The 21318-nt window shown below is 56.7% G+C and carries 20 protein-coding genes; 6 read left to right on the forward strand and 14 right to left on the reverse strand.

Annotated elements, in window-relative coordinates; all coding sequences use genetic code 11:
- Nucleotides 1-57 precede the first annotated feature (57 nt).
- The 4 genes from nusB to AC2FFH_RS06860 all read right to left on the reverse strand — a co-directional run bounded on the left by nusB (nt 58) and on the right by AC2FFH_RS06860 (nt 2912).
- Nucleotides 58-540 (reverse strand): transcription antitermination factor NusB, encoded by a 483-nt coding sequence (nusB, locus tag AC2FFH_RS06845; RefSeq protein ID WP_480793121.1) that lies wholly within the window; start codon nt 538-540, stop codon nt 58-60.
- The gene (locus AC2FFH_RS06850) at nt 537-1088 is read right to left on the reverse strand and encodes a 6,7-dimethyl-8-ribityllumazine synthase (protein ID WP_496738811.1); all 552 of its coding nucleotides are present in this window, start codon (nt 1086-1088) and stop codon (nt 537-539) included. Before AC2FFH_RS06850 ends, nusB begins: the two co-directional genes overlap by 4 nt.
- Nucleotides 1089-1090: 2 nt before the next feature.
- Nucleotides 1091-2212 (reverse strand): 3,4-dihydroxy-2-butanone-4-phosphate synthase, encoded by a 1122-nt coding sequence (gene ribB, locus AC2FFH_RS06855; RefSeq protein WP_496844031.1) that lies wholly within the window; start codon nt 2210-2212, stop codon nt 1091-1093.
- A gap of 112 nt (nt 2213-2324) precedes the next feature.
- Nucleotides 2325-2912 (reverse strand): riboflavin synthase, encoded by a 588-nt coding sequence (locus AC2FFH_RS06860; protein WP_496781066.1) that lies wholly within the window; start codon nt 2910-2912, stop codon nt 2325-2327.
- Between the two features lie 141 nt (nt 2913-3053).
- On the opposite strand from AC2FFH_RS06860, the gene AC2FFH_RS06865 reads away from it, so the two are divergent.
- From AC2FFH_RS06865 to AC2FFH_RS06875, 3 genes are all read left to right on the forward strand, one after another.
- Nucleotides 3054-4352: a capsule polysaccharide biogenesis protein gene (locus AC2FFH_RS06865; protein WP_496766844.1), complete on the forward strand. Its 1299-nt coding sequence runs from the start codon at nt 3054-3056 to the stop codon at nt 4350-4352.
- Between the two features lie 80 nt (nt 4353-4432).
- Nucleotides 4433-5566: a polysaccharide biosynthesis/export family protein gene (locus AC2FFH_RS06870; RefSeq protein WP_496766845.1), complete on the forward strand. Its 1134-nt coding sequence runs from the start codon at nt 4433-4435 to the stop codon at nt 5564-5566.
- Nucleotides 5566-7563, forward strand: coding sequence for a capsule polysaccharide biogenesis protein (locus tag AC2FFH_RS06875; RefSeq protein WP_496844032.1), 1998 nt, complete (start codon nt 5566-5568; stop codon nt 7561-7563). The genes AC2FFH_RS06870 and AC2FFH_RS06875 overlap by 1 nt, the downstream gene beginning before the upstream one ends.
- On the opposite strand, the gene ribD is transcribed toward AC2FFH_RS06875, so the two are convergent.
- From ribD to AC2FFH_RS06905, 6 genes are all read right to left on the reverse strand, one after another.
- Nucleotides 7560-8660: a bifunctional diaminohydroxyphosphoribosylaminopyrimidine deaminase/5-amino-6-(5-phosphoribosylamino)uracil reductase RibD gene (gene ribD / locus AC2FFH_RS06880; protein WP_496766847.1), complete on the reverse strand. Its 1101-nt coding sequence runs from the start codon at nt 8658-8660 to the stop codon at nt 7560-7562. The genes AC2FFH_RS06875 and ribD overlap by 4 nt on opposite strands.
- The gene (nrdR, locus tag AC2FFH_RS06885) at nt 8657-9127 is read right to left on the reverse strand and encodes a transcriptional regulator NrdR (RefSeq protein WP_037307671.1); all 471 of its coding nucleotides are present in this window, start codon (nt 9125-9127) and stop codon (nt 8657-8659) included. Before nrdR ends, ribD begins: the two co-directional genes overlap by 4 nt.
- 121 nt (nt 9128-9248) lie before the next feature.
- Nucleotides 9249-9662, reverse strand: coding sequence for a secondary thiamine-phosphate synthase enzyme YjbQ (locus AC2FFH_RS06890; RefSeq protein WP_496766848.1), 414 nt, complete (start codon nt 9660-9662; stop codon nt 9249-9251).
- Between the two features lie 18 nt (nt 9663-9680).
- Nucleotides 9681-10082, reverse strand: coding sequence for a hypothetical protein (locus tag AC2FFH_RS06895; protein ID WP_496766849.1), 402 nt, complete (start codon nt 10080-10082; stop codon nt 9681-9683).
- A gap of 78 nt (nt 10083-10160) precedes the next feature.
- Nucleotides 10161-10676, reverse strand: a complete 516-nt coding sequence (locus AC2FFH_RS06900; RefSeq protein ID WP_496844033.1) for a DUF4166 domain-containing protein — start codon at nt 10674-10676, stop codon at nt 10161-10163.
- Nucleotides 10677-10709: 33 nt separating this feature from the next.
- Nucleotides 10710-11258, reverse strand: coding sequence for a thiol-disulfide oxidoreductase DCC family protein (locus AC2FFH_RS06905; RefSeq protein ID WP_496766851.1), 549 nt, complete (start codon nt 11256-11258; stop codon nt 10710-10712).
- Between the two features lie 150 nt (nt 11259-11408).
- On the opposite strand from AC2FFH_RS06905, the gene AC2FFH_RS06910 reads away from it, so the two are divergent.
- Complete coding sequence (locus AC2FFH_RS06910; protein WP_496766852.1) at nt 11409-12446, forward strand: helix-turn-helix domain-containing protein; 1038 nt, start codon at nt 11409-11411, stop codon at nt 12444-12446.
- Nucleotides 12447-12639: 193 nt separating this feature from the next.
- Here AC2FFH_RS06910 and rpoD read toward each other — a convergent pair whose 3' ends face one another.
- From rpoD to AC2FFH_RS06930, 4 genes are all read right to left on the reverse strand, one after another.
- The gene (gene rpoD / locus AC2FFH_RS06915) at nt 12640-14628 is read right to left on the reverse strand and encodes an RNA polymerase sigma factor RpoD (protein WP_058277324.1); all 1989 of its coding nucleotides are present in this window, start codon (nt 14626-14628) and stop codon (nt 12640-12642) included.
- Between the two features lie 114 nt (nt 14629-14742).
- Entirely contained in the window at nt 14743-16692 is a 1950-nt protein-coding gene (dnaG, locus tag AC2FFH_RS06920; protein ID WP_496844034.1) for a DNA primase, read from the reverse strand.
- A gap of 80 nt (nt 16693-16772) precedes the next feature.
- Entirely contained in the window at nt 16773-17069 is a 297-nt protein-coding gene (locus AC2FFH_RS06925) for a hypothetical protein (protein ID WP_496738824.1), read from the reverse strand.
- A 153-nt stretch (nt 17070-17222) separates the two neighbouring features.
- Complete coding sequence (locus tag AC2FFH_RS06930) at nt 17223-18653, reverse strand: Glu/Leu/Phe/Val family dehydrogenase (RefSeq protein ID WP_496704433.1); 1431 nt, start codon at nt 18651-18653, stop codon at nt 17223-17225.
- Between the two features lie 325 nt (nt 18654-18978).
- On the opposite strand from AC2FFH_RS06930, the gene AC2FFH_RS06935 reads away from it, so the two are divergent.
- Nucleotides 18979-20787 carry a TadE/TadG family type IV pilus assembly protein gene (locus AC2FFH_RS06935; protein ID WP_496766854.1) on the forward strand — a complete coding sequence of 603 codons (1809 nt, stop codon included), beginning with the start codon at nt 18979-18981 and terminating at the stop codon, nt 20785-20787.
- Nucleotides 20784-21317 (forward strand): TadE/TadG family type IV pilus assembly protein, encoded by a 534-nt coding sequence (locus AC2FFH_RS06940; protein ID WP_496722072.1) that lies wholly within the window; start codon nt 20784-20786, stop codon nt 21315-21317. The genes AC2FFH_RS06935 and AC2FFH_RS06940 overlap by 4 nt, the downstream gene beginning before the upstream one ends.
- Nucleotide 21318 lies beyond the last annotated feature (1 nt).

A 21318-nucleotide genomic window follows, 5' to 3' on the forward strand; every position in this document is an offset into this window, starting at 1 on the left:
ATTTCAGGCGCAGCGCTTTGTGTGGCTGCGCCTTATTCATCTGGACTAAGGCTTAACTCAAAACGCCTCTGGCTGTGCTTCGCGGGCCATGTGATCCAAAACTGCGTTGACGAATTTCGGTTCTTTACCTTCCGGGAAGAACGCGCGCGCCACATCAACGAACTCGGTGATGACGACCTTTGGTGGCGTATCGCCTTGGGTCAGTTCGGCCCCGGCTGCACGGAAGGTGGCGCGCAGGGTCGGGTCAATGCGCGCGATGGGCCATTTGGCGACCAAAGCGCGGTCGGTCATCTGGTCAATCGGTGCCTGAAAATTCACTGCGTCTTCAACCAACTTGCGGAACACGCGGATATCGCCGTCCAGCATTTCCTCGCCCTCATAGACAGCGCCAAACCGATGATCCAAAAACTCGTTCACGACCGCTTCCGTCGTTTGGCCCGACTGCTCCATCTGGAACAGCGCCTGCACGGCATAAAGCCGGGCGGCGGATTTCATCAGGCGTTTCTGGTTGGCCGGTTTCGGCGCGTCTGTCTGGGTCATGCTGTTGTGGGTCCGTTGTTGTCGCCCGCCACAAGGATGGACTCGGACGGCGGCTTGAACCCGACGCCCTTTTTGGAAGAGCCCCACTTACGGCTGAGTGCAATCAGATGCAAGGCCGCAGCGGCAGCGCCGCCACCTTTATTCATCTTTCCCGGATTTGCGCGGACTTCGGCCTGATCGTCATTTTCGACCGTAAGGATGCCGTTGCCGATGCACAGGCCTTGCAGGCCCATCAACTGGATCGCTCGGCTGGAATCGTTGCACACCGTTTCATAATGCGTGGTTTCACCCCGGATGACACAGCCTAGCGCCACGTAGCCATCATAGTTGCACTGGCGATCCGCCATGGCGATGGCGGTCGGGATTTCCAGCGCGCCCGGAACCTCAACAACTTCGCAGGTACCGCCAGCGGCTTCGATCTCGGCCTTTGCACCAGAAACCAGATTGTCGGCAATGGCGCGATAGAACGGCGCCACCACAATCAAAAGTTTCACAGGCTTGTCGAATGTCGGCGTTGGCAGTACGCCGTGTTTGTCTTGTTCAGCCACGATCAATCATCCTTGAGAATGGAACGGGTTCCGACGATGGAGATTCCAAACGCGTCGAGACCCAGATATTTCGTTTCCGGTGTATCGGTCAGCAGCACCAGTTCCTGGATGCCCAGTTTGGACAAGATCTGCGCCCCAAGACCTGTTTGTTTGATGGTGCGCGGGCCTTCGTCATCAGTTGCGTAAAGCGCATTGCGCGGTTCACGAAACAGGCAAACTACGCCACGTCCTTCGGCGGCGATCTTTTCCATAGCACGCGGCAGTTCCTGTGGCGATTTCGGCCCCAGGCCCAGAACATCAGGCGCTTCATGCAGTGCATGGGTTCGGGTCAAAACCGGCTCGGGCGTGGTGATGTCACCCTTGATCATGACGACGTGTTCGATGCCATGTGTCTGATCCGTGAACAGGCGCATTTCCCATTCGCCGCCATATTCTGACGCCACCGTCCTGCGCGAGGTTTCGACAACCAGATTGTCGTTGCGCGAGCGATATGTGATCAGGTCGCTGATCGTGCCGATCTTCATGTCATGTTCTTTAGCGAACGTGACCAGATCAGGCAGGCGCGCCATGGTGCCGTCGGGCTTCATGATCTCGCAGATCACCCCTGAGGGGTTCAACCCGGCCAGCCGAGAGATATCGACCGCCGCCTCTGTATGACCGGCGCGCACCAGCACCCCGCCCCGCTTGGCGCGCAGCGGAAAGATATGGCCCGGTGTCGCGATGTGCGCCATCGTATTTTGCTCGTTGATCGCCGTTTCAACGGTCAGAGCGCGATCTGCTGCCGAGATGCCGGTCGACACGCCTTCGCGCGCCTCGATGGACACGGTGAATGCGGTTTCGTGACGGGATGAGTTGTTCACGGCCATCATCGGCAGGCCAAGGGCTTCGACGCGCTCTGCTGTCATCGGCAGGCAGATCAGCCCGCGCCCGTGGGTGGCCATAAAGTTGATCGCCTCGGCATCCGCAAACTCGGCCGCAATGACCAGATCACCCTCGTTCTCGCGATCTTCATGATCGACCAGAATATACATCCGGCCCTTGCGCGCCTCTTCGATGATATCTTCAATCGGGCTGATCGCGTCGCGCAGCTGGGCCTCGACGGGACCGGGGGTTTCAAAGCTCATGGGGCAGCCTTTCACAAGAGCGTGTCTGGACGGCTGGATAGACCACCAAGCGCTCAAATACCAGAGCGCTTGCTGCTACACTCCGCCGAAACGCGACGTCTCAAACTGTGGTTCAGGACATCTCAGCCAAGCGGGCGACGTAGCGGGCCAGCGTGTCGATCTCAAGGTTTACCTGATCTCCGACCGAGACATCGCCCCAGGTCGTCACTTCTTTGGTGTGGGGGATGAAATTGATCCCGAAATCGCAACCGTCGACATCATTTACCGTCAGCGAGGTTCCGTTCAGCGCAACTGATCCTTTAGGCGCGACAAAGCGGGCCAATTCCTTGGGCGCGCGCAACGTTACACGGGTGCTGTCGCCTTCGTCCTGCAGGGCAACAACCTCGGCCACGCCGTCGATATGACCGGAAACGATGTGCCCACCCAGTTCGTCCCCAACCTTGAGGGCGCGTTCAAGGTTCACGCGCTTGCCAACTTGCCATGTGTTCAGATTGGTTTTCGACACCGTCTCGGCGCTGATCTGCACATCGTACCAATCATCCCCAATGGCGATCACGGTCAGACAGACGCCGTCACTGGCGATGGATGCGCCAATATCAATACCCACAGTGTCATAGCCCGTTTTGATCCGGGCACGCAGATCCCCTTGCTGGTCCAACTCGGTAACAATTCCGATATCGGTGACGATCCCTGTGAACATTGCTTTCACCCTTAGCTTATAACCTGTGCGTATGTGTAACCGCCGAGGTAAGCCCAAGAAACGCTGCGGGCAAGCCCTGCCTTGCCCGGATTGATGTATACAGGCATAATTTTGGTACCAAACGATAAAGAGCAGTCCCGGATGCATCCACTCACCTCGCGCTCGCATCGCCGTGTATTCCTGTTTTTGCAGGGACCGCATGGCCCTTTCTTTAGCGCACTGGCACGCGCTTTGCGCGCCGCCGGGGCTGATGTTTTGCGCGTGGGGTTTAATGCGGGCGATCAGGCGTTCTGGTTTGACCGCAGCACCTACATCCCGTTTTTGGACAATTCCGAGCAATGGCCCGAAACCCTTAGGGAACTGATCCGGTCACAGTCGGTCACAGATATCGTCCTATACGGCGACACCCGTCCGGTTCATGCCAATGCTGTGGATATTGCGCGCGAAATGGGAGTGACTGTCCATGTTTTCGAAGAGGGGTATCTGCGCCCGTGGTGGGTCACTTACGAACGGAACGGATCAAATGGACACTCACGACTGATGTCTTTGGACGTCGCGCAGATGCAGGATGCGCTTGACCAGTCCGAGGCGCTGGTTCCACCGCCACCATCCCATTGGGGCGATATGCGGCAACACATATTCTACGGCGCGCTTTATCACTGGTTTGTCCTGTTCCTTAACCGGAGGTACTCCAACTTCAAGACGCACCGGGAATTGCCTGTTTCAAAAGAGTTTCGCCTGTACTTCAAACGACTTGCACTGATGCCTTTCCACAGGATTAGGCGTCGCTGGGCCACCATGCGCGTTCGGCAAAACGGTGCACCCTATCACTTGGCCCTGTTGCAACTGGGTCATGACAGTTCGGTGCAGGCCCATTCAAACTATACCTGCATGTCGGATTTTCTGAAGCATGTCATATCAGGTTTCGCCAAAGGCGCTCCGGCCCATCACCTTCTGGTTCTGAAGGAACATCCGCTCGAAAACCACCGCGAGCCGCTGCGCCGCAAGGCGCGCGAAATAGCCCGCGCGCACCAAGTGGCGGATCGCGTGCACTACGTTCCCGGCGGCAAACTGGCCGGATTGCTGGATGACGCGAACACAGCAGTGACGATCAATTCCACAGCCGGTCAACAAGTTTTGTGGCGCGGAATCCCGTTGCGCAGTTTTGGAAAGTCCGTCTACGACAAACCCGAGTTTGTCTCGCAACAACCCATTGCCCAGTTCTTTGCCGACCCGGACGTACCAGACCACGAATCCTACCAAGCTTACCGGAAATTTCTATTGAAAACCAGCCAGTTACCCGGCGGCTTTTATTCGCTGCGTGGGCGACGGCAACTGCTGCGCCGCGCCACCGACATGCTGCTGCAGGCGCATGACCCCTATCAGTCCGTTCTGTCCGACAACGAGGCGTCGACGCCACAGTTGAAACTCGTCGATTAAGCCGGGTTGGTTGGCGCTGGATGTTGGACCCCGAACAAGTTAACTTGACGCAAACAAAAGACGACTGAGGATAATCGGCAGTGCAGTGCTTTCCAATTCGCTGGGTGCGAGGGGCCGCCCTTGTGGCTGTATGTGGCGTACTGGCCGCGTGCCAGCTCCCTAAATCTGGCCCCAACAAATCCGAGATTCTGGCCGGTTCAGTGGAAAATGGTGGCAATGCCTTCGTCGTTGAGGTGGATGACAGAATCGCGCGAGCGACATCAAAAATCCCCCAATTCGGTTTTTCGTCCTCCTTCACCAGCGCGCAGAGCCTGACGGCGGATACCGTTCGCCCTGGCGACGTGTTGGGATTGACGATCTGGGAAAATGTCGATGATGGTCTGCTGTCAGGTGACGTCAGCTCTGCCACATCACTCAATGAGGTTCAGGTTGACGCCGATGGCTTCATCTTTGTGCCCTATGCAGGGCGTGTGCGCGCCTCTGGAAACACGCCCGAGCAACTGCGTCAAATAATTACTGAAAAATTGCAGGATCAGACGCCTGACCCTCAAGTTGAAGTCCGCCGGGCTGCGGGAGATGGTGCGACCGTTTCACTAACAGGAAGCATTGGGTCGGCGGGGATCTATCCAATTGAACTTCCTACCCGTACCCTCTCAGGCATGCTGTCACGTGCGGGTGGCGTATCCGTTGGTTCCGACATAGCGCTTGTGACGCTGCTCAGGGGCAACCAAAAAGGGACAGTCTGGTACGACGATCTGTTCAGCAACCCCAAGCTGGATGTCGCACTGCGTGGCGGGGATCGCATTCTGGTTGAAGCCGACAGCCGGTCGTACATTGCACTTGGCGCAACCGGTGGTCAGTCTCGGGTTGCATTTGACACTCAGGACCTTTCGGCGCTCGAAGCCTTGGCGCAGGTTGGCGGATTGCTGCCCCTGTCCTCGGATCCGACCGGCATTTTCGTGTTGCGAAAGGAACGTCAGGACATTGCTCGTTCAGTGATGGGGCGTTCGGACCTGCAGGGCGATCAGCGCATGATTTACCTGCTGAACCTGACGGCCCCCAACGGGCTTTTCATTGCACGGGATTTCGTGATCCGTGACGATGACACAATCTATGTGACCGAAGCACCATATGCGCAGTGGACAAAGTCTATTTCCCTGATCTCCGGCGGCCTTACTCCGCTGGCCAATGTCGCCACGCTGACAGGCAACTGATGTCGCCTGAAACAACAGCCGGGTCTGAACGTACCCGGCTGCTTGTCTACAATGGTGGTTTCCTGACATCCCGCCGAATTCGCCGAATATTGTCCCTGTCCGGTTACGACATCCGGATTGGCCTGCCAAAAGGCGGTGATGCCGTCGGGGTTTGGGGCAATAGCCCGACGGCCCATCGCGGCCTTGCTGTCGCGGATCGGCACAATGCCCCGGTGCTGCGCGTTGAAGACGCCTTTCTTCGGTCTTTGCATCCAGGTCGCAGCGGAGAGCCGCCTCTTGGCCTGTTGCTTGATCGGTCCGGACTGCATTTCGACGCGGCCCAGACGTCCGATCTGGAAACATTATTGGCCACTCATCCGTTGGATGACACCGCCCTGCTAAACCGCGCACGAGGCGGGATCGAACGGATGCGCGAGCTGCATCTTAGCAAATACTCGGCCTTTGATCTGACCGCTCCGCCCCCTGACCCTGGCTATGTACTGGTGGTTGATCAGGTCCGCGACGACGCGGCTGTGACGGCCAGCGCCGGGGATGAGGCCCGGTTTCGCGAAATGCTGGTCATGGCGCAGGAAGAGAATCCCGGCGCCAAAGTTCTGATCAAGACACATCCCGACACCATCGCCGGGCATCGTTCAGGTTATTTCTCCACCGCTGACCAATCCGATCGCGTCTCGGTCATCAGCACACCGGTCAGCCCGTGGTCTTTGTTGGAAGGTGCGGTTGGCGTTTACACCCTATCCTCACAGATGGGGTTCGAGGCAATTTTGGCCGGGCATAAACCGCGTGTTTTCGGCCAGCCCTTCTATGCAGGCTGGGGGCTGACGCAGGATGAAGCACACCTGCCACGCCGCCAACGCAACCTGACGCGCGCGCAATTGTTTGCTGCAGCGATGATCCTCTATCCAACCTGGTACGATCCATACCGGGACCAGCTGTGCGAGTTGGAAACCATTCTGGACACGCTTGAGGCGAGAACCCGCGCCTGGCGGCAGGATCACAAGGGATGGACCGCCTCGGGTATGCGCCTGTGGAAACGCAAACACCTGCAACGGATGTTTGGGCGCGAGAAAACGGTCCTCTTCACTGACGATCGACCAGCGCAATCAGATCGCCCTCACATGGTCTGGGCAAATAAAGCCACGGGCACGGAAAGTGCCGTCCGGGTCGAAGATGGATTTCTGCGCTCGCGCGGGCTGGGCGCAGATCTTGTTCCGCCCCTGTCATTGGCAACGGACAATCAGGGGATTTACTACGACCCGACGCATCCCAGCCAACTGGAAGGGTTTATTGCCGCCCGGGAAACTCTGCGGCTAGATCAGGAATTGCGTGTCGAAAGGTTGATCGCGCAAATCGTCTCCGCCCAAATCACCAAGTACAACACAGGGGTCGGCACCCCGGATTTGCCAGTTGGGCATCGCATACTGGTGCCCGGTCAGGTCGAAGACGATGCTTCAATCCAGTTGGGCACCAGCACTGTTCGCACAAATGCCGATCTGTTGCGCGCCGTGCGCGAGGCAAACCCAAACGCCATTCTGGTCTACAAACCGCACCCCGATGTCGAAGCAGGCTTGCGCGATGGGGCAATCGAGGCCGCAGACCTCGCCGATGTCATCGCCACCCATTGCGACCCGGCAGCTCTGCTGCCGCAGGTCCAAGAAGTCTGGACCATGACCTCATTGCTGGGGTTTGAGGCTTTGATGCGCGGTGTCAGTGTTACCACCCTGGGCGCGCCTTTCTATGCGGGTTGGGGGCTGACAAACGATTTGGGAACCGTCCCAGTCCGCAGGGGCGCTCGACCACCGGTTTTAGGTTTGGTCCACGCGGCGCTGATCGACTATCCCCGGTATTTGGACCCTGCGACAGGTGAGCCCTGCCCCGTAGAAGTTGCGGTTGAACGGCTGTCACAAGGTTCTGCACCCGCAGGCGGTCCACTGCTTCGAGTTCTGTCAAAACTACAAGGCGCATTCGCGACCCATGCACATATCTGGCGTCGTTAACGCAGCACCCGCGCCCAACGGTGCATGATGTCCGGCCCGATGACCTGGGTCTCGATCAACTCAAAACGCGGGGCATTGTCCAACTTGTCCAGCCCCAGCGTACCGATGGCTGACAACCCTTCGGCACCGATTGCAAGCCCGGCGGTGAACCCGACCAATTCATCGACCATATCCGCGGCAAGTAACGACGCGGCCAAAGCCGCTCCGCCCTCGCAGAACACGCGGGTCAGACCTGCTTTACCCAACCGCTGCAACAAGTCCGCTGCATCGATCTGGTGGTCGTCCAGCGCGCAGGGCAGCAAGCGCGCGCCCAGCCCTTCCCACGCGCGGGCACGCTCGGCATCCGGGGATGGGCCATGACATAGCCAAACGGGAACCTCTGCTGCCGTGCGTGCCAGCTGCCCCAATAAGGGAATGTCCAAATGGCGCGAGACCACAATTCGCACAGGCTGAGCGTCGACCCCAATATCCCGAACGGTCAGGGATGGGTCATCGGCGCGCGCGGTTCCCGCCCCGACCATCACCGCATCATGACGCGCACGCATGGCATGCACCGCACGCCGCGCCTTTGGGCCGGTGATCCATTGGCTATGCCCCGTCGCGGTGGCAATGCGCCCGTCAAAACTGCTGGCCAGTTTCAGGGTGACGAAAGGGCGCCCCTGTTCGGTTTTCAGGAAGAACCCCGCAAGATCCTGGGCTGCTTGGTCGGCCAGAACACCGGTGACAACTTCGATCCCCGCCTCGCGCAGCATGGCAAAGCCCTGCCCCGCAACACGCGGATCGCTGTCTTCGATGGCCGCGACAACACGGGCCACACCGGCAGCAATCAGGCCCTCGGCGCATGGGGGTGTTTTGCCGTGGTGGGCGCAGGGTTCAAGCGTGACATAGGCCGTTGCACCCCGCGCCGCGTCTCCGGCCTGTGCCAGCGCTTGGGGTTCGGCGTGTGGGCGGCCACCCGGCTGGGTCCAGCCGCGCCCCATAATGCGCTCATCACGCACGATCACGCAACCGACGGCTGGGTTTGGCCAGCACGTTCCTTGACCGCGCCGCCCCAAAGACAGGGCAAGCGCCATATATCGCTTATCTGTTTCGCTCACTCGTCCGTCGAAGGCTGCGGCGGGCGCAGTTCGTGGACAAACTCCTCGAAGTCATCGGCCGCCTGGAAATTCTTGTATACGCTCGCAAAGCGAACATAGGCGACGGTGTCGATCCGCGCCAGAGCTTCCATGACGATCTCGCCAATTTTGCTGGACGGGATGTCGGTCTCACCCATGCTTTCCAGACGACGCACAATTCCAGAAATCATCTGGTCAATACGTTCCGGATCAATCGGGCGTTTCTGCATCGAAATGCGGATCGAACGCTCCAACTTGTCCCGATCGAAGTCTTCGCGTTTGCCGTTGGTTTTGATGACCACCAAGTCACGCAGTTGGACACGTTCGTAGGTCGTAAAACGTCCGCCGCAAGCAGGGCAGAACCGGCGTCTGCGGATCGCAACGTGATCCTCTGCCGGGCGTGAATCTTTGACTTGAGTATCGATATTTCCGCAAAACGGGCAGCGCATCCACCGTCTCCTCGTCCCTGGTTCCGCCTCTTTTTGTAAGCACTACGACTTACTTATCCACAACTATAGGGTAGCCGCTAGGATTTGGGTAGTCGGAAATTTCCACCGCAACATAAAGGGGTCAGGCGAAGTGCGCAGCGACCTTTCGCACATGCGCTGCGGTGCGGTGTTCAAACAGGTAAATGCCCTGCCATGTTCCCAGCACCGGTTGCCCCGCGGACACGGGAACAGAAAGCGAAACAGGCAAGAGAGCCGCCTTGATATGGGCGGGCATGTCGTCTGGGCCTTCGTAGGTATGGCGCAGATAGGCCATAGCGGGGTTGTCGGACGGCGGCACCAAACGTTCAAAAAATGCGTGCAGATCTGTTTGCACCTCAGGATCAGCATTTTCCTGAATGGTCAGCGAACAGGACGTATGTCGTACGAAAAGCGTAAGTAATCCATCGCCTGAGACCGAGTTAAGCCAGTTGCGCACGTCCCGGGTAAATTCGTACAACCCTGGTCCGTTCGTCGAAATAATAAACTCGTTCTGCATATGGCGATCAGTCCTCGATCAGTCGCGGAACGGGCGGATGTTGCAACGTCCGTTTGCCCCCTGAACCGACATGCTTTCGCCAGCCTTAAAGCCGACCGAGATCGAGCTGCTTTGCTGGGCAACGTTTGTAGGTTGCTGCAGCGAGAATTGAACGGCTGTGCGGCGACCCGTCGCTTCGCTGGGGCCATAGCCGCGCCAGACGTAAATTCGCTGCTGCCAACCGGCACCCAAAGTTCGACGCGCATAGTCCGCAGCCGCGCACCAATACCCATCCACATCCTGTCGTGCCCGCGGGATCACTTCGAACACAATGTTGTTGACTGAAACCGTCTGATACCCGTTTCGTGCGGCCGAAGCCGACGACACTGGCACGGTCAGCAAGATCGCGGCGGAAACCGCCAAAGTCATAACCTTTTTCATAATCATACTCTCATTCGCTTCGAGGTAATTTTTCAAATAGTATACATTCTTACCGGGCAAAGCTGGTTCACAATCATTTCAGTTCAAGCTGGCCAGCGCGTGATCGTACGTAAGCCAGCCCTTGTACCGGATCAAGTCCCCGACAAAGGGCATTCGGGCCGCAACATCAAACCGGAATCGTCCGTCATCATCCTGCCATTCCACGGTCTTTGATTGCGGCAGAAGCACCTTTGCGAAAGGTACTCGCAGCATGCTGAGGCGCAGGATCTGGATCTCTAACCGCTCGTTCGCAACAACCGGTTTCAGCCAAACGCAAACCTGTCCAAACTGCTCGCGGACGCATCCCATGTCCTGGTCCAAAGTCAGCTGCGATCGGGTGATGTGACCATCGAAATCGCGCGTCCAGATCCAGGCGCTCCCTTCTTTCTCGACGCCGAGCCGCACCGGGATATCGTCGCCCCCAAACGGCATACCGGCAAAGCGCAACGCGAGTTTGGCCAGCCATCCCCTGCCCGGCGTGACCGAACATCGCCCGGAATAAAACCCGCCCGTACTATGCAATGCCTGCAACGCTTTGGGCAGGCTTGTTCCCATCGGCAACGTTTGCAAAAAAGGATCAGGCTGCACTCAGAACCCCTCGGGCAGGAAACGAGCCCGCAGAGCTTTGTCCGGGACCATGCAGGTCGGTGAACGTCCAAAGATGGCATACCGGTTTCTGGCGATCGCGTAGTACAGTGGGTCTTTGATGATACTTGGAAAGTATTTGCAGATCGAAAGAGCACGCCAGAACCCTGGCAGCTTGTGCATCGCGGCAGCGAAAGCATCCAACCGTTGATGCACCACGCCATCGGTCACAACGAGATTGGTTTCAAAATCCCGGGTCGGCAGTCCAAGTTCTTTGTATAGCCTTTGTCCCAAAGGCGATTGCGCGGTGGCAAATTTGAACCGCTGCGCCTTGTCCCGGGCAACCATGAAACGAAAAAACCCCGAGCACAGAGCGCATTCGCCGTCAAAGACGATGAAATCCTGACCATCCGCCGCATCTGTTGCCAGTTTGGTCATGCCAGTTACGCTCGCTATCCCGTTTTGACGCACATTCGCATCACTGCGCATTTCGGGCAATGCGACACTGGGCCATCTTTGCGAATTGATATGTGTCGGGGAGCCGCGGGTCATCTGCGCGACAAGTTTCCTGGGCTCTGACCTCATCCCCACAAGGCTTAACCCGACAGCACGCGGAAAATACGTATGACACCCACTGTAGGCTTGCGAAATTCTGCCATTGTTATTTGAATAGATGACAGCGGCCGGAACAAAGGCCGCGAAATGAAATACGCTGCTAACTCGGGTTTGAACATGGACGTCGATATTGCCCGCATTCAAGTGTTGTCCAAAACACTAGATCAAAGGGCAGAAGATCCTTCGATTGGTGATCGCGTGCTGGCCAAATCCGGTCTGAGCCGCAGCGACATTGCGCCACCTGCAACAGCCTATAGCGCGCACAAAGAGGCGTTGTTTGTCCGCTACGCCTGCGACGCGCTGAATGACATCACCTTTTCGGCCAGTGCTGGGCTTGGCTTCAGGTCGTCCTCCAGCCTGACGGCGTATATCAGTAAATACTCGCGTGATCTGAAGCAGGTGATCGAAAACTCGTCGCGATTTCACGGGATGATAGACCCGGCGTTATACTTCAGTCTGCGCGTTTCTGGAAATTTTGCTTCAATCGAAGCCGACTGGAAGGATGCCAGTTTTGCCCGATATCACCGTCGTACCGAATTTTTGATTTTCGCGGCCCTCGCCCGCATTCGCTCGTTAACGCAGACAAGTTTCTTTCCCATAGAAATCCGCTTTCAGCACGAGGTCGGCGAAGCCGGAAAAGAGTTTCAGAAACTAGCGGGCTTTCCTGTGTCCTTTGGTGCAGAGCGGTTGGAAATAATACTGACGCTGTCCTCATTGGATCTGCCGGTGCCGACATATGACCCCTCTCTGCGCGAGCATCTTCTGTCATATGGCGATAGGGTTCAGGCCGAAAGTGACCAGCCCGCGCAAAAACTCAGGGCGCAAGTCGAGGGGTTGATCACCCGGTCTATGCCCGGCGCGATTATTCAAGCGGACGACGCAGCCTCGAACCTTGGGATGAGCCCGCGCACCTTTGCCAGGCGGTTGAATGATGAAGGCACAAGCTATCGTGAGATTGTCGAAGACTTGAGGTGCGATCTGGCGCAGACTTTTATCACCAACGGGATGCCCTTGTCGGAAATCGCCTATTCGCTGGGTTATGCGGATCAACCTGCGTTTTCTACGGCCTTCAAACGCTGGACCGGTCAGGCACCCAGCACGTTCCGCACACGGTTGGGACCGTAACACGGAAAGGGTGGCCGGGGGTCGTCAGCGGCACAGCCTCGCCCCGGCCTGTCCCATGAGTGGACAAGGCAGAAATAGGGGCCACATCGCCGCATGACTTGTGAGTTCTCGCCAATTTGAGGTTTGAACCGGTCACCGTGATCAACGCGTGAACGGATAAGAAAAAGGCGCCTCGGTTGAGGCGCCTTTTCGATTACTGATCCAGGAAGGACCGCAGTTTGCGCGATCGGCTTGGATGTTTCAGTTTCCGCAGTGCTTTCGCCTCGATCTGACGAATACGTTCGCGGGTCACGCTGAATTGCTGGCCAACTTCTTCCAGAGTGTGGTCCGTGTTCATACCGATGCCAAAGCGCATCCGCAGAACACGTTCCTCACGCGGTGTAAGCGACGCCAGAACCCGGGTGGTCGTTTCCTTGAGGTTTTCCTGAATGGCGCTGTCTAAAGGCAGCACGGCATTCTTATCCTCGATGAAATCGCCCAGTTGGCTGTCTTCCTCGTCGCCAATCGGCGTTTCAAGGCTGATCGGTTCCTTGGCGATCTTCATCACCTTGCGAACCTTCTCCAGCGGCATCTGCAGCTTTTCGGCCAGTTCTTCCGGCGTCGGCTCACGTCCGATTTCGTGCAGCATCTGACGACCGGTCCGGACCAGCTTGTTGATCGTTTCGATCATGTGCACCGGAATACGGATCGTACGGGCCTGATCCGCGATGGAACGCGTGATCGCCTGACGGATCCACCAGGTCGCATAGGTCGAGAACTTGTACCCGCGGCGGTATTCGAACTTGTCCACCGCCTTCATCAGGCCAATGTTACCTTCCTGAATAAGATCAAGGAATTGCAGGCCACGGTTCGTGTACTTTTTGGCAATCGAGATCACCAAGCGCAGGTTGGCTTCGACCATTTCTTTCTTGGCCTGACGCGCCTCTTTCTCACCCTTTTGAACCTGCTGCACGATGCGGCGGAATTCAGGGATGTCCAAGCCGACATACTGACCGACCTGAGCCATATCGTTGCGCAGTTCCTCGACCTTGGCGGTCGAACGTTCGATGAACATCTGCCAACCCCGGCCCGGCTTTTCTGCCATCTCGGTCAGCCAGTTCGGGTCCAGTTCGCGCCCACGATAGGCGTCGATAAACTCACGACGGTTGATGCGCGCCTGATCCGCCAGTTTCACCATCGAGCTGTCCAGAGACATGATGCGACGGTTAATGCCGTACAGCTGGTCAATCAGCGCTTCAATACGGTTGTTGTGCAGATGCAGACCGTTCACCAGTTCTACGATCTCAGACCGCAGCTGTTGATAGGTCGCCTCTTGTTTTTCCGAGAACGTGTCGTCTTCGTTCAGGGTCGCCGAGATCCGGCTATCCTGCATTTCCGACAGCATCGAGAAGTCAGTCGAGATCCGTTCCAGCGTAGTCAGAACCTGATCTTTCAGCGCGGCTTCCATCGCGGCCAACGACATGTTGGCCTGCTCATCATCGTCATCGTCGTCGTCATTGTTCAGCGGGTTGCCGTCAGCATCCAGCTCGGGGCCGGTATCCTTGGCGGGTTTTGCCGCCTGAACCGCAGACGTGTCGACAACCGGCTCTTCGACATCCCCGTCTTCATCCAACTGGTTGCCAAACGTGGCCTCCAGATCGATGACATCGCGCAACAGAATGTCTTCGGACAACAATTCGTCGTGCCAGATGGTGATCGCCTGGAAGGTCAGCGGGCTTTCGCACAGACCGGCAATCATGGTGTTGCGACCGGCTTCGATCCGCTTGGCGATGGCAATCTCGCCTTCGCGGCTCAGCAGTTCGACGCTGCCCATCTCGCGCAAATACATGCGGACCGGGTCATCTGTGCGATCCAGCTTTTCAGCACCAGCACCCGCCAGCGCAACCTCTCGGTTGCTTTCTGCAGCAACCAGTTCGGTCGAGCCTTTGTTCTCTTCTTCCTCGGCCTCTTCATCTTCGATGATGTTGATGCCCATCTCGGACAGCATCGACATAACGTCTTCGATCTGTTCCGAGCTGACCTGATCAGGCGGCAGAACCTGATTGAGCTGGTCGTAGGTGATGTAACCTTTCTCGCGGGCCTCGGCGATCATTTTCTTGACGTTGGCCTGGCTCATGTCCAGCGAGATTTCCTGTTCCTGCTCGTCGGATTTGCGGTCTTCGTTTGTATCCTTGGCGGCCATTCAATGCTCCTGCAGGGATGGGTGATTCGTTTGTACCGAATCATTAGCGCGTAGAAGTGATTCGGCCACCCGTTTACCCGTTTTTCTTTTCCAGTGCCTTACGAAAACACCACTTTAGCGACGTTTCCGTTCAAAATTGATGCCAGACATGATCGCCTGAAACGCGTCTTTCTCGTCGCGGTTGATTCGTGCGCCGTTATCGGCGATGTCAAAAACCGACCTATCCTCGTTCTGACTGCGGCTTGTGCGGTTACGCTCTTCGGCGGCCTGGGCCAGCCGGTATGTCAGCGCTTCATCAGCCAGATCAGACAGTTCCTCTGCAGCTTCGGCAATCTCGGCATCCAATCCCCGGAGCGCTTTGATTTTCGCGAGTTCCTCGGCCAGAGTCATCTCGGCCTTTTCGACGTCGCCTGGTTTGAACACACAAGGGATTACTGCGACATGGCGAAGGGCCAGCAGGTTTTCAAGGATTTCGCCGCCCAAAGTTTCAAAAATGTGGTCTTTCAGATGCTCTGGGTCGTCGATCGCATGTCGAAGGATGGCGGCGCGCAAGGCGGCATGATCGGGATCGTGGCACTCCATCTCTTCAAGTTGATGTTCGAATTGGACCACAACAGTGGGGTTCAGGATGGCGATTGCCAGAATCGCAGCCTCGCGCATCTGGATATCCGCAGTTTCTGAAGACGCCAGAAAAGATGAGCGCGCACCGGGGGTTGCTGGCTGTTTCGGAGGTTGCCACTTGCCGCGTGGCTGCCATTGGCGATTTTGCGGCTGACGTTGCGGGCGGAACAATTGCCAGCGCAGGTCTTTGATCTCTTGCCCGTAATGCGCCCGGATCGAGGGGTCGCGGATCAGTTTGATCTTGTCCCTCAGCGACTTATCCAACGCAGCTTTGCGTTCCGGGCTGTCGAACACCTTGCCCTCTGTCTCACGCTGCCACAGCAGCCTGACCATCGGAATCGCGCCTTCAAGCACTGTTTTCACGGCTGCCGGTCCCTCGGCTCGTAGTAAATCATCGGGATCCTTGCCCTCGGGCATCAGGGCAAAGCGCAGAGATTTCCCGGCCTCTAACAGTGGCAACGCCAGATCAACGGCCCGCATCGCGGCACGCAGGCCGGCCGTGTCGCCATCCAACGCGATGATCGGCTCATCCGAGATGCGCCACAGGAGTTGCAACTGATGTTCGGTGATCGCCGTGCCCAATGGGGCGACCGACGCCCCAAATCCAGCTTCGGCCAGGGCGATCACATCCATGTACCCTTCGGCCACGATCAGAGGTTGCCCTTTGCCTGCGGCCTGACGCGCAGGGCCGTGGTTATAAAGACTGCGCCCCTTGTCGAACAATTCCGTTTCGGGCGAGTTCAGGTATTTCGCATTGTCATTGGGGTCCATTGCCCGACCGCCAAACGCGATGCACCGCCCGCGCGGATCGCGGATAGGGTACATGATCCGATTGCGGAACGTATCATAAGGCTTTTTGCCCTTGTTCGAAGGTTTGGCCAGCCCGGCCCCAAGGATCAGGTCCTCGGCCACGTTCTTTCCGCGCAGGTGATCCCACAACCCTTGCCAGCCATCCGGCGCAAACCCGATCTCCCACCGGTCCAACGCCTGCGCATCCAATCCTCGACGCGTCAGGTAGTCTCGCGCCACGCCCCCTGCCCCGGTCTTGAGTTGCAAGCGGAAGAATTGCGCGGCCTGCTCCATGACGTCGGCCAGTTGCGACCGGCGATCCTGCTTTTCCTGCGCTTTCGGGTCGCGCGCGGGCATGGGCATGCCTGCCTCGCGCGCCAAAATCTCAACAGCTTCGATGAATGAGACATTCTCGGTCTCTTTCACAAAGCTGATCGCATCGCCTTTGGCGTGACAACCAAAGCAGTAATAAAACCCCTTTTGGTCATCTACGTGGAAGGACGCGGTCTTTTCGTGGTGAAACGGGCATGGCGCCCACATGTCCCCCTTGCCCTGATTGGACTTGCGCTGATCCCACATGACTTTGCGCCCGACGACCTGAGACAGGCTTAGGCGGGTGCGCAGTTCATCCAGAAATCCGGGGGGCAGTGACATGGGTCAAACCTGACAGAAACAAGAACGCGCGCCAAGGGTATGACGCGCGTTTGTCCACAGGGAAATGATGGGGCTGTGGATTATTGCTGCAAACACAGCTCAAGCCAGGCGGCGCCCAGATCCTTTTTGCGCACGTCGCGCATCTTTTGTTCGTAGACCCAAGGCGCGATCAACGGGATGGCAGCATTGTAATTTTCGGGCCAAGTCGGGCTGGTTTCGGCAACTGCCTGGGGCACGTTGCGCTCTTTTACACGGTCCAACCGTGCCTTCTGGATCGCCGCAACAACGTCTGCCTGATATTGGCAGCTTTGCTCTTTGGTCTCTTCCGCAGCTAATGGGGTAGCCAGCAAAGCGGCTGCAATGGCGATACGCAACATAGAAAACTCCGGTAATCGATTCTGTCGCTGCAGCTTACCTGTCGCAGGCACGGCCCGCCATTACCGTTTTCGGCGTATCTGCCGGGGTTGAGGCCGCCAGCCCTTATCGTAGGGGCAGCCTGACAAAGCCAGGCTGCCCCTGATTTCAAACCATCATAGCCCTTTGGCGCGATAGCTTTTGGACACACGGTCGATGGCCACAATATAGGCCGCCGTCCGCAGATCCTCGACATCATCACGGCTGTGCCAGACTTCGCGCATGGATTGATAGGCAATGCGCATCGTGTCATCGAGGCCCGAGCGCACCAGTTCCAACTCGTCCGCACCGCGAAGGTACTTGGCCTTAAAGTCCGGCGACATCGACCAGGCATCGCCTAGGTAACGGTCCAGCCGCTCCAACTCGCTGACGATCAGCTCATGCCGCGCCTCTTCTTGACGGCGCTGCATACGGCCAAAGCGAATATGGCTGAGGTTCTTGACCCATTCGAAATAGGAAACCGTCACACCACCCGCGTTTGCGTACATGTCCGGAATGATCACCGTACCCTTCTTGCGCAGAATCTCATCCGCACCGGCAGTCACCGGGCCATTCGCAGCCTCAATGATCAAAGGCGCTTTGATCCGGTCTGCATTAGACAGGTTGATAACCGCTTCCAGAGCAGCCGGGATGAGGATATCGCATTCTTCTTCAAGAACTGCACCACCCTCGGCCGAGTGCGTCGCATCTGGATAGTCACTGACGCCGCCATGCTTGACGATCCACTGGCGTACGGATTCCACGTCGATCCCGTCGGGATTATACAGCGCACCATCCCATTCGATGATGCCGACAATTCTGGATCCGTCCTCCTCGCTCAGGAACTTTGCGGCGTGATAGCCCACATTGCCCAGTCCCTGAACAATGATACGTTTCCCATCCAGCTTGCCGGACAACCCTGCCTTTTGCATGTCTTCCGGGTGGCGGAAGAACTCTCGCAGAGCGTATTGGATGCCACGGCCCGTTGCTTCGACCCGGCCGGCGATTCCGCCTGCATTCAGTGGTTTACCGGTCACACAGGCGCGCGCATTGATGTCCGTCGTGTTCATCCGGGCGTATTGGTCCGCCATCCACGCCATCTCACGCTCACCCGTTCCCATGTCGGGAGCGGGTACGTTTTGCGAGGGGTTGATCAGATCGCGCTTGGCCAGCTCATAGGCAAAGCGGCGGGTGATCTGCTCCAACTCGTGCTCTTCGTATTTACGGGGATCGATGCACAATCCCCCTTTTGATCCGCCAAAGGGCGTTTCGACCAGAGCACATTTGTAAGTCATCAGAGCGGCAAGCGCCTCGACCTCGTCCTGGTTCACAGCAAGGGCGTAACGAATACCGCCCTTTACAGGCTCCATATGCTCGGAATGAACCGAGCGGTAGCCGGTGAAAGTATGAATATCGCCGCGCAGGCGGACGCCGAACCGAACGGTGTAGGTGGCGTTGCAGACACGGATCTTTTCCTCAAGCCCCGGCGGCAGGTCCATAAGGGACGCTGCCCTGTTAAACATCAAATCTACACTTTCGCGAAAGCTGGGTTCATTAATGGCCGTCATGTAATCCTCCGTGCCGACGAACGACGAGCGTTCTGACGTTTTGTCGCACCCATTGGCTAAACGATCAATAATTAAGCAACAATAAAACCCGAAATCGTCATTAAGGCGCTCAGACCGGGCTGAGTCGCGCGTTGGGCTCAACACCTGAATAATTGTCGCCCGACCGAAAACAGAGGCGAAAAAGTCGTTCAATTATCTACGGTTCCAGCCCAAAGTTGCCATAACTCTGGCGCTTCCGCCCAATTCACGCCACGATTCGCCGTTAGTTTTCATACGTTAACTTTTCCTTAGCAGCGTCGGATATCTGCTCAGCGAGGACGGCTAGATGAAAATGCGCGTATTTAAGTGCAACGCCAAGAATTATAAGAACGCAGCCGCTGCTGCTCGTCGTTTTTCACGCGACGAGGACGGTGGCGTGTTCACGATCTTTGTGGTTGTTGGGTTTTTGCTCATATTTGCGACAGCAGGTATCGGCGTTGACATTATGAATTTTGAGCGTGACCGAGCGAGCCTTCAAGGAACTCTGGACCGTGCGGTTCTTGCAGCGGCCAACGTCAAACAAAAACTCGCCCCAAAAGATGTAGTCATTTCTTACATTGAGAAATCCGACGTCCGCGGCGATCTTACCGAAGAACCTATCGTTTTTGATGATCCGACCATCGGATCAAGAAAAGTTACCGCAAACGCTAAAGTCGACGTCCCTACACACTTCATGTGGTTTTTTGGGTATCCCACACTGACAGCTTCGGTAACAAGCGTTGCTGAAGAGGCCATTGGGTCGCTCGAAATCGCGTTGGTTCTGGATATTTCCGGCTCAATGGGCGATCCATCCGCAACAGAGGGTAAAACAAAGATACAGGCGCTTCGAGAGGCCGCCGTACAATTCGTGGATACGATCTATCTTGGCGAAGACCCGGACAAGATTTCTATCTCGATCATACCCTACAACAACCAGGTGAACGCTGGCGCGAACCTTTTGGACAACATGCCGGGTGTTACGACAGAACACAGTTATTCCAATTGCGTGGATTTCAAGGACACCGAAATCGAAGACCAATTCAAAGAATCTTGGATTGATCCGAACAAAACACTCAATCGCACAGCGCATTTCGACCGCTCTAACAAAAGTGACCGATACGATCGAGAATCCCACTCCTATTCAGTTTGCACTACCCGAGCCGGCAGTTCCATCACGCCGGTAACCAATATCAAAACTGACCTGCACAAGCAGATAAACGCCATGACTGCGGGCGGAAACACGTCGATTGATATCGGAGTCAAATGGGGTGCCGCACTGCTGGATCCCCAATTCCAGCCGGTCATCAGCAGACTATCAACGCAGAACGCCGACCCGAACGTCGTAGTTGATCCGGAAACGGGAAAAGACGCGGATGGAAACATTCCCCCCAAAGTCGTTCCACCGACCTTTAGCAACCGCCCTCTGGCATATGAGTCCAATGTCAAAAAGATCATGATTGTCATGACAGACGGGCAGAACACCAGCAATTGGATTTTGGACGAGGACTTGCGCGACGGATTATCGGATGTTTGGTACAATCCCAGCACAAGTATTGAAAAGGACTATAGGAACTGTCGCGAGTATTATGACTGGGACGTCGGAGTATGGGTTAAATACGACTGCTGGAGAACATTGACTCGCTCTGGTGAGTACAGTGTTCAAATCTCAGAAAACCCGCCCGAGTTTTTCTATACCCGGAGGGGAACAAGAGGGCACACGGAACCCTTCAACGAAGAAGGTGAATCCGTCCGCCTGACCTACCCGGAACTGTGGAATCGTGTGAACTTGGACTGGAACGCCGAGTATAACTATGCATTCGAATACCAGCGCACTCGAGACTGGTACAACAATGCCTTCACAACGATTGGTAGCGGAACCAAAAACACTAGGGTGAGTGATATTTGCGGTGCGATCAAGGCTAAGAACGTTGATGTCTATGGCATTGCATTCGAAGCACCGGAAGCAGGTGCCACGGTCATCGATAACTGTTCTAGCGGCGACGGCTTCTTTTTCAAAGTCAACGACGGCGGCGGCCTGGGCGACGATAACCTCTCGCTTTCACAAGTTTTTGACTCCATTGCCGTTTCAATCAAACAACTGAGACTGACGCAATGATCCGCAAAGCTCTGGGAAAAGTGATCAGGTTCAAACGAACTGAGGACGGTTCGTTGACCGTCGAGTTCGCCATACTGTTCCCTTTGTACATATTCTTCATTCTAGGCGTCATCGAATACTCGTTGGTCACGATTCAGAAAGCGATGCTGGATCGCTCTATGGATCTGGTCGTGCGCGACATTCGACTTGGGATCAATTTGCCGGATACTGAGCACGATACAATCAAGAATGCCATCTGCGACCATATGGTTGTTATGCACGCATGCTCTGACAACCTGCTTTTGGAGATGATTGTTCAGAATCCGCGTGGCGTTTTGGATTTTCCGGTCGAGCCCACCTGCGTTGACAGAGCGGAAGAGGTTCAACCTGTTACCGTGTTCCAAAACGGCGGATCCAACGCACTGATGATCATGCGCGCCTGTGCAAAGGTCGATCCAGTATTTCCCACGACGGCAATGGGGCGAGCTCTGTCAGGCGAAGATGGTCTGGTCACTCTTACGTCGACGACGACCTTTGTTCAGGAGCCTTAAA

This window comes from Ruegeria sp. YTSC003 (genome assembly GCF_059609785.1).

Coding starts and splice junctions, on each gene's coding strand:
- nusB (WP_480793121.1), bottom strand. CDS start 540: ATGACCCAGACAGACGCGCCGAAACCGGCCAACCAGAAACGCCTGATG.
- ribB (WP_496844031.1), bottom strand. CDS start 2,212: ATGAGCTTTGAAACCCCCGGTCCCGTCGAGGCCCAGCTGCGCGACGCG.
- AC2FFH_RS06860 (WP_496781066.1), bottom strand. CDS start 2,912: ATGTTCACAGGGATCGTCACCGATATCGGAATTGTTACCGAGTTGGAC.
- AC2FFH_RS06865 (WP_496766844.1), top strand. CDS start 3,054: ATGCATCCACTCACCTCGCGCTCGCATCGCCGTGTATTCCTGTTTTTG.
- AC2FFH_RS06875 (WP_496844032.1), top strand. CDS start 5,566: ATGTCGCCTGAAACAACAGCCGGGTCTGAACGTACCCGGCTGCTTGTC.
- nrdR (WP_037307671.1), bottom strand. CDS start 9,127: ATGCGCTGCCCGTTTTGCGGAAATATCGATACTCAAGTCAAAGATTCA.
- AC2FFH_RS06890 (WP_496766848.1), bottom strand. CDS start 9,662: ATGCAGAACGAGTTTATTATTTCGACGAACGGACCAGGGTTGTACGAA.
- AC2FFH_RS06895 (WP_496766849.1), bottom strand. CDS start 10,082: ATGAAAAAGGTTATGACTTTGGCGGTTTCCGCCGCGATCTTGCTGACC.
- AC2FFH_RS06900 (WP_496844033.1), bottom strand. CDS start 10,676: ATGGGAACAAGCCTGCCCAAAGCGTTGCAGGCATTGCATAGTACGGGC.
- AC2FFH_RS06905 (WP_496766851.1), bottom strand. CDS start 11,258: ATGACCCGCGGCTCCCCGACACATATCAATTCGCAAAGATGGCCCAGT.
- AC2FFH_RS06910 (WP_496766852.1), top strand. CDS start 11,409: ATGAAATACGCTGCTAACTCGGGTTTGAACATGGACGTCGATATTGCC.
- rpoD (WP_058277324.1), bottom strand. CDS start 14,628: ATGGCCGCCAAGGATACAAACGAAGACCGCAAATCCGACGAGCAGGAA.
- dnaG (WP_496844034.1), bottom strand. CDS start 16,692: ATGTCACTGCCCCCCGGATTTCTGGATGAACTGCGCACCCGCCTAAGC.
- AC2FFH_RS06925 (WP_496738824.1), bottom strand. CDS start 17,069: ATGTTGCGTATCGCCATTGCAGCCGCTTTGCTGGCTACCCCATTAGCT.
- AC2FFH_RS06930 (WP_496704433.1), bottom strand. CDS start 18,653: ATGACGGCCATTAATGAACCCAGCTTTCGCGAAAGTGTAGATTTGATG.
- AC2FFH_RS06935 (WP_496766854.1), top strand. CDS start 18,979: ATGAAAATGCGCGTATTTAAGTGCAACGCCAAGAATTATAAGAACGCA.
- AC2FFH_RS06940 (WP_496722072.1), top strand. CDS start 20,784: ATGATCCGCAAAGCTCTGGGAAAAGTGATCAGGTTCAAACGAACTGAG.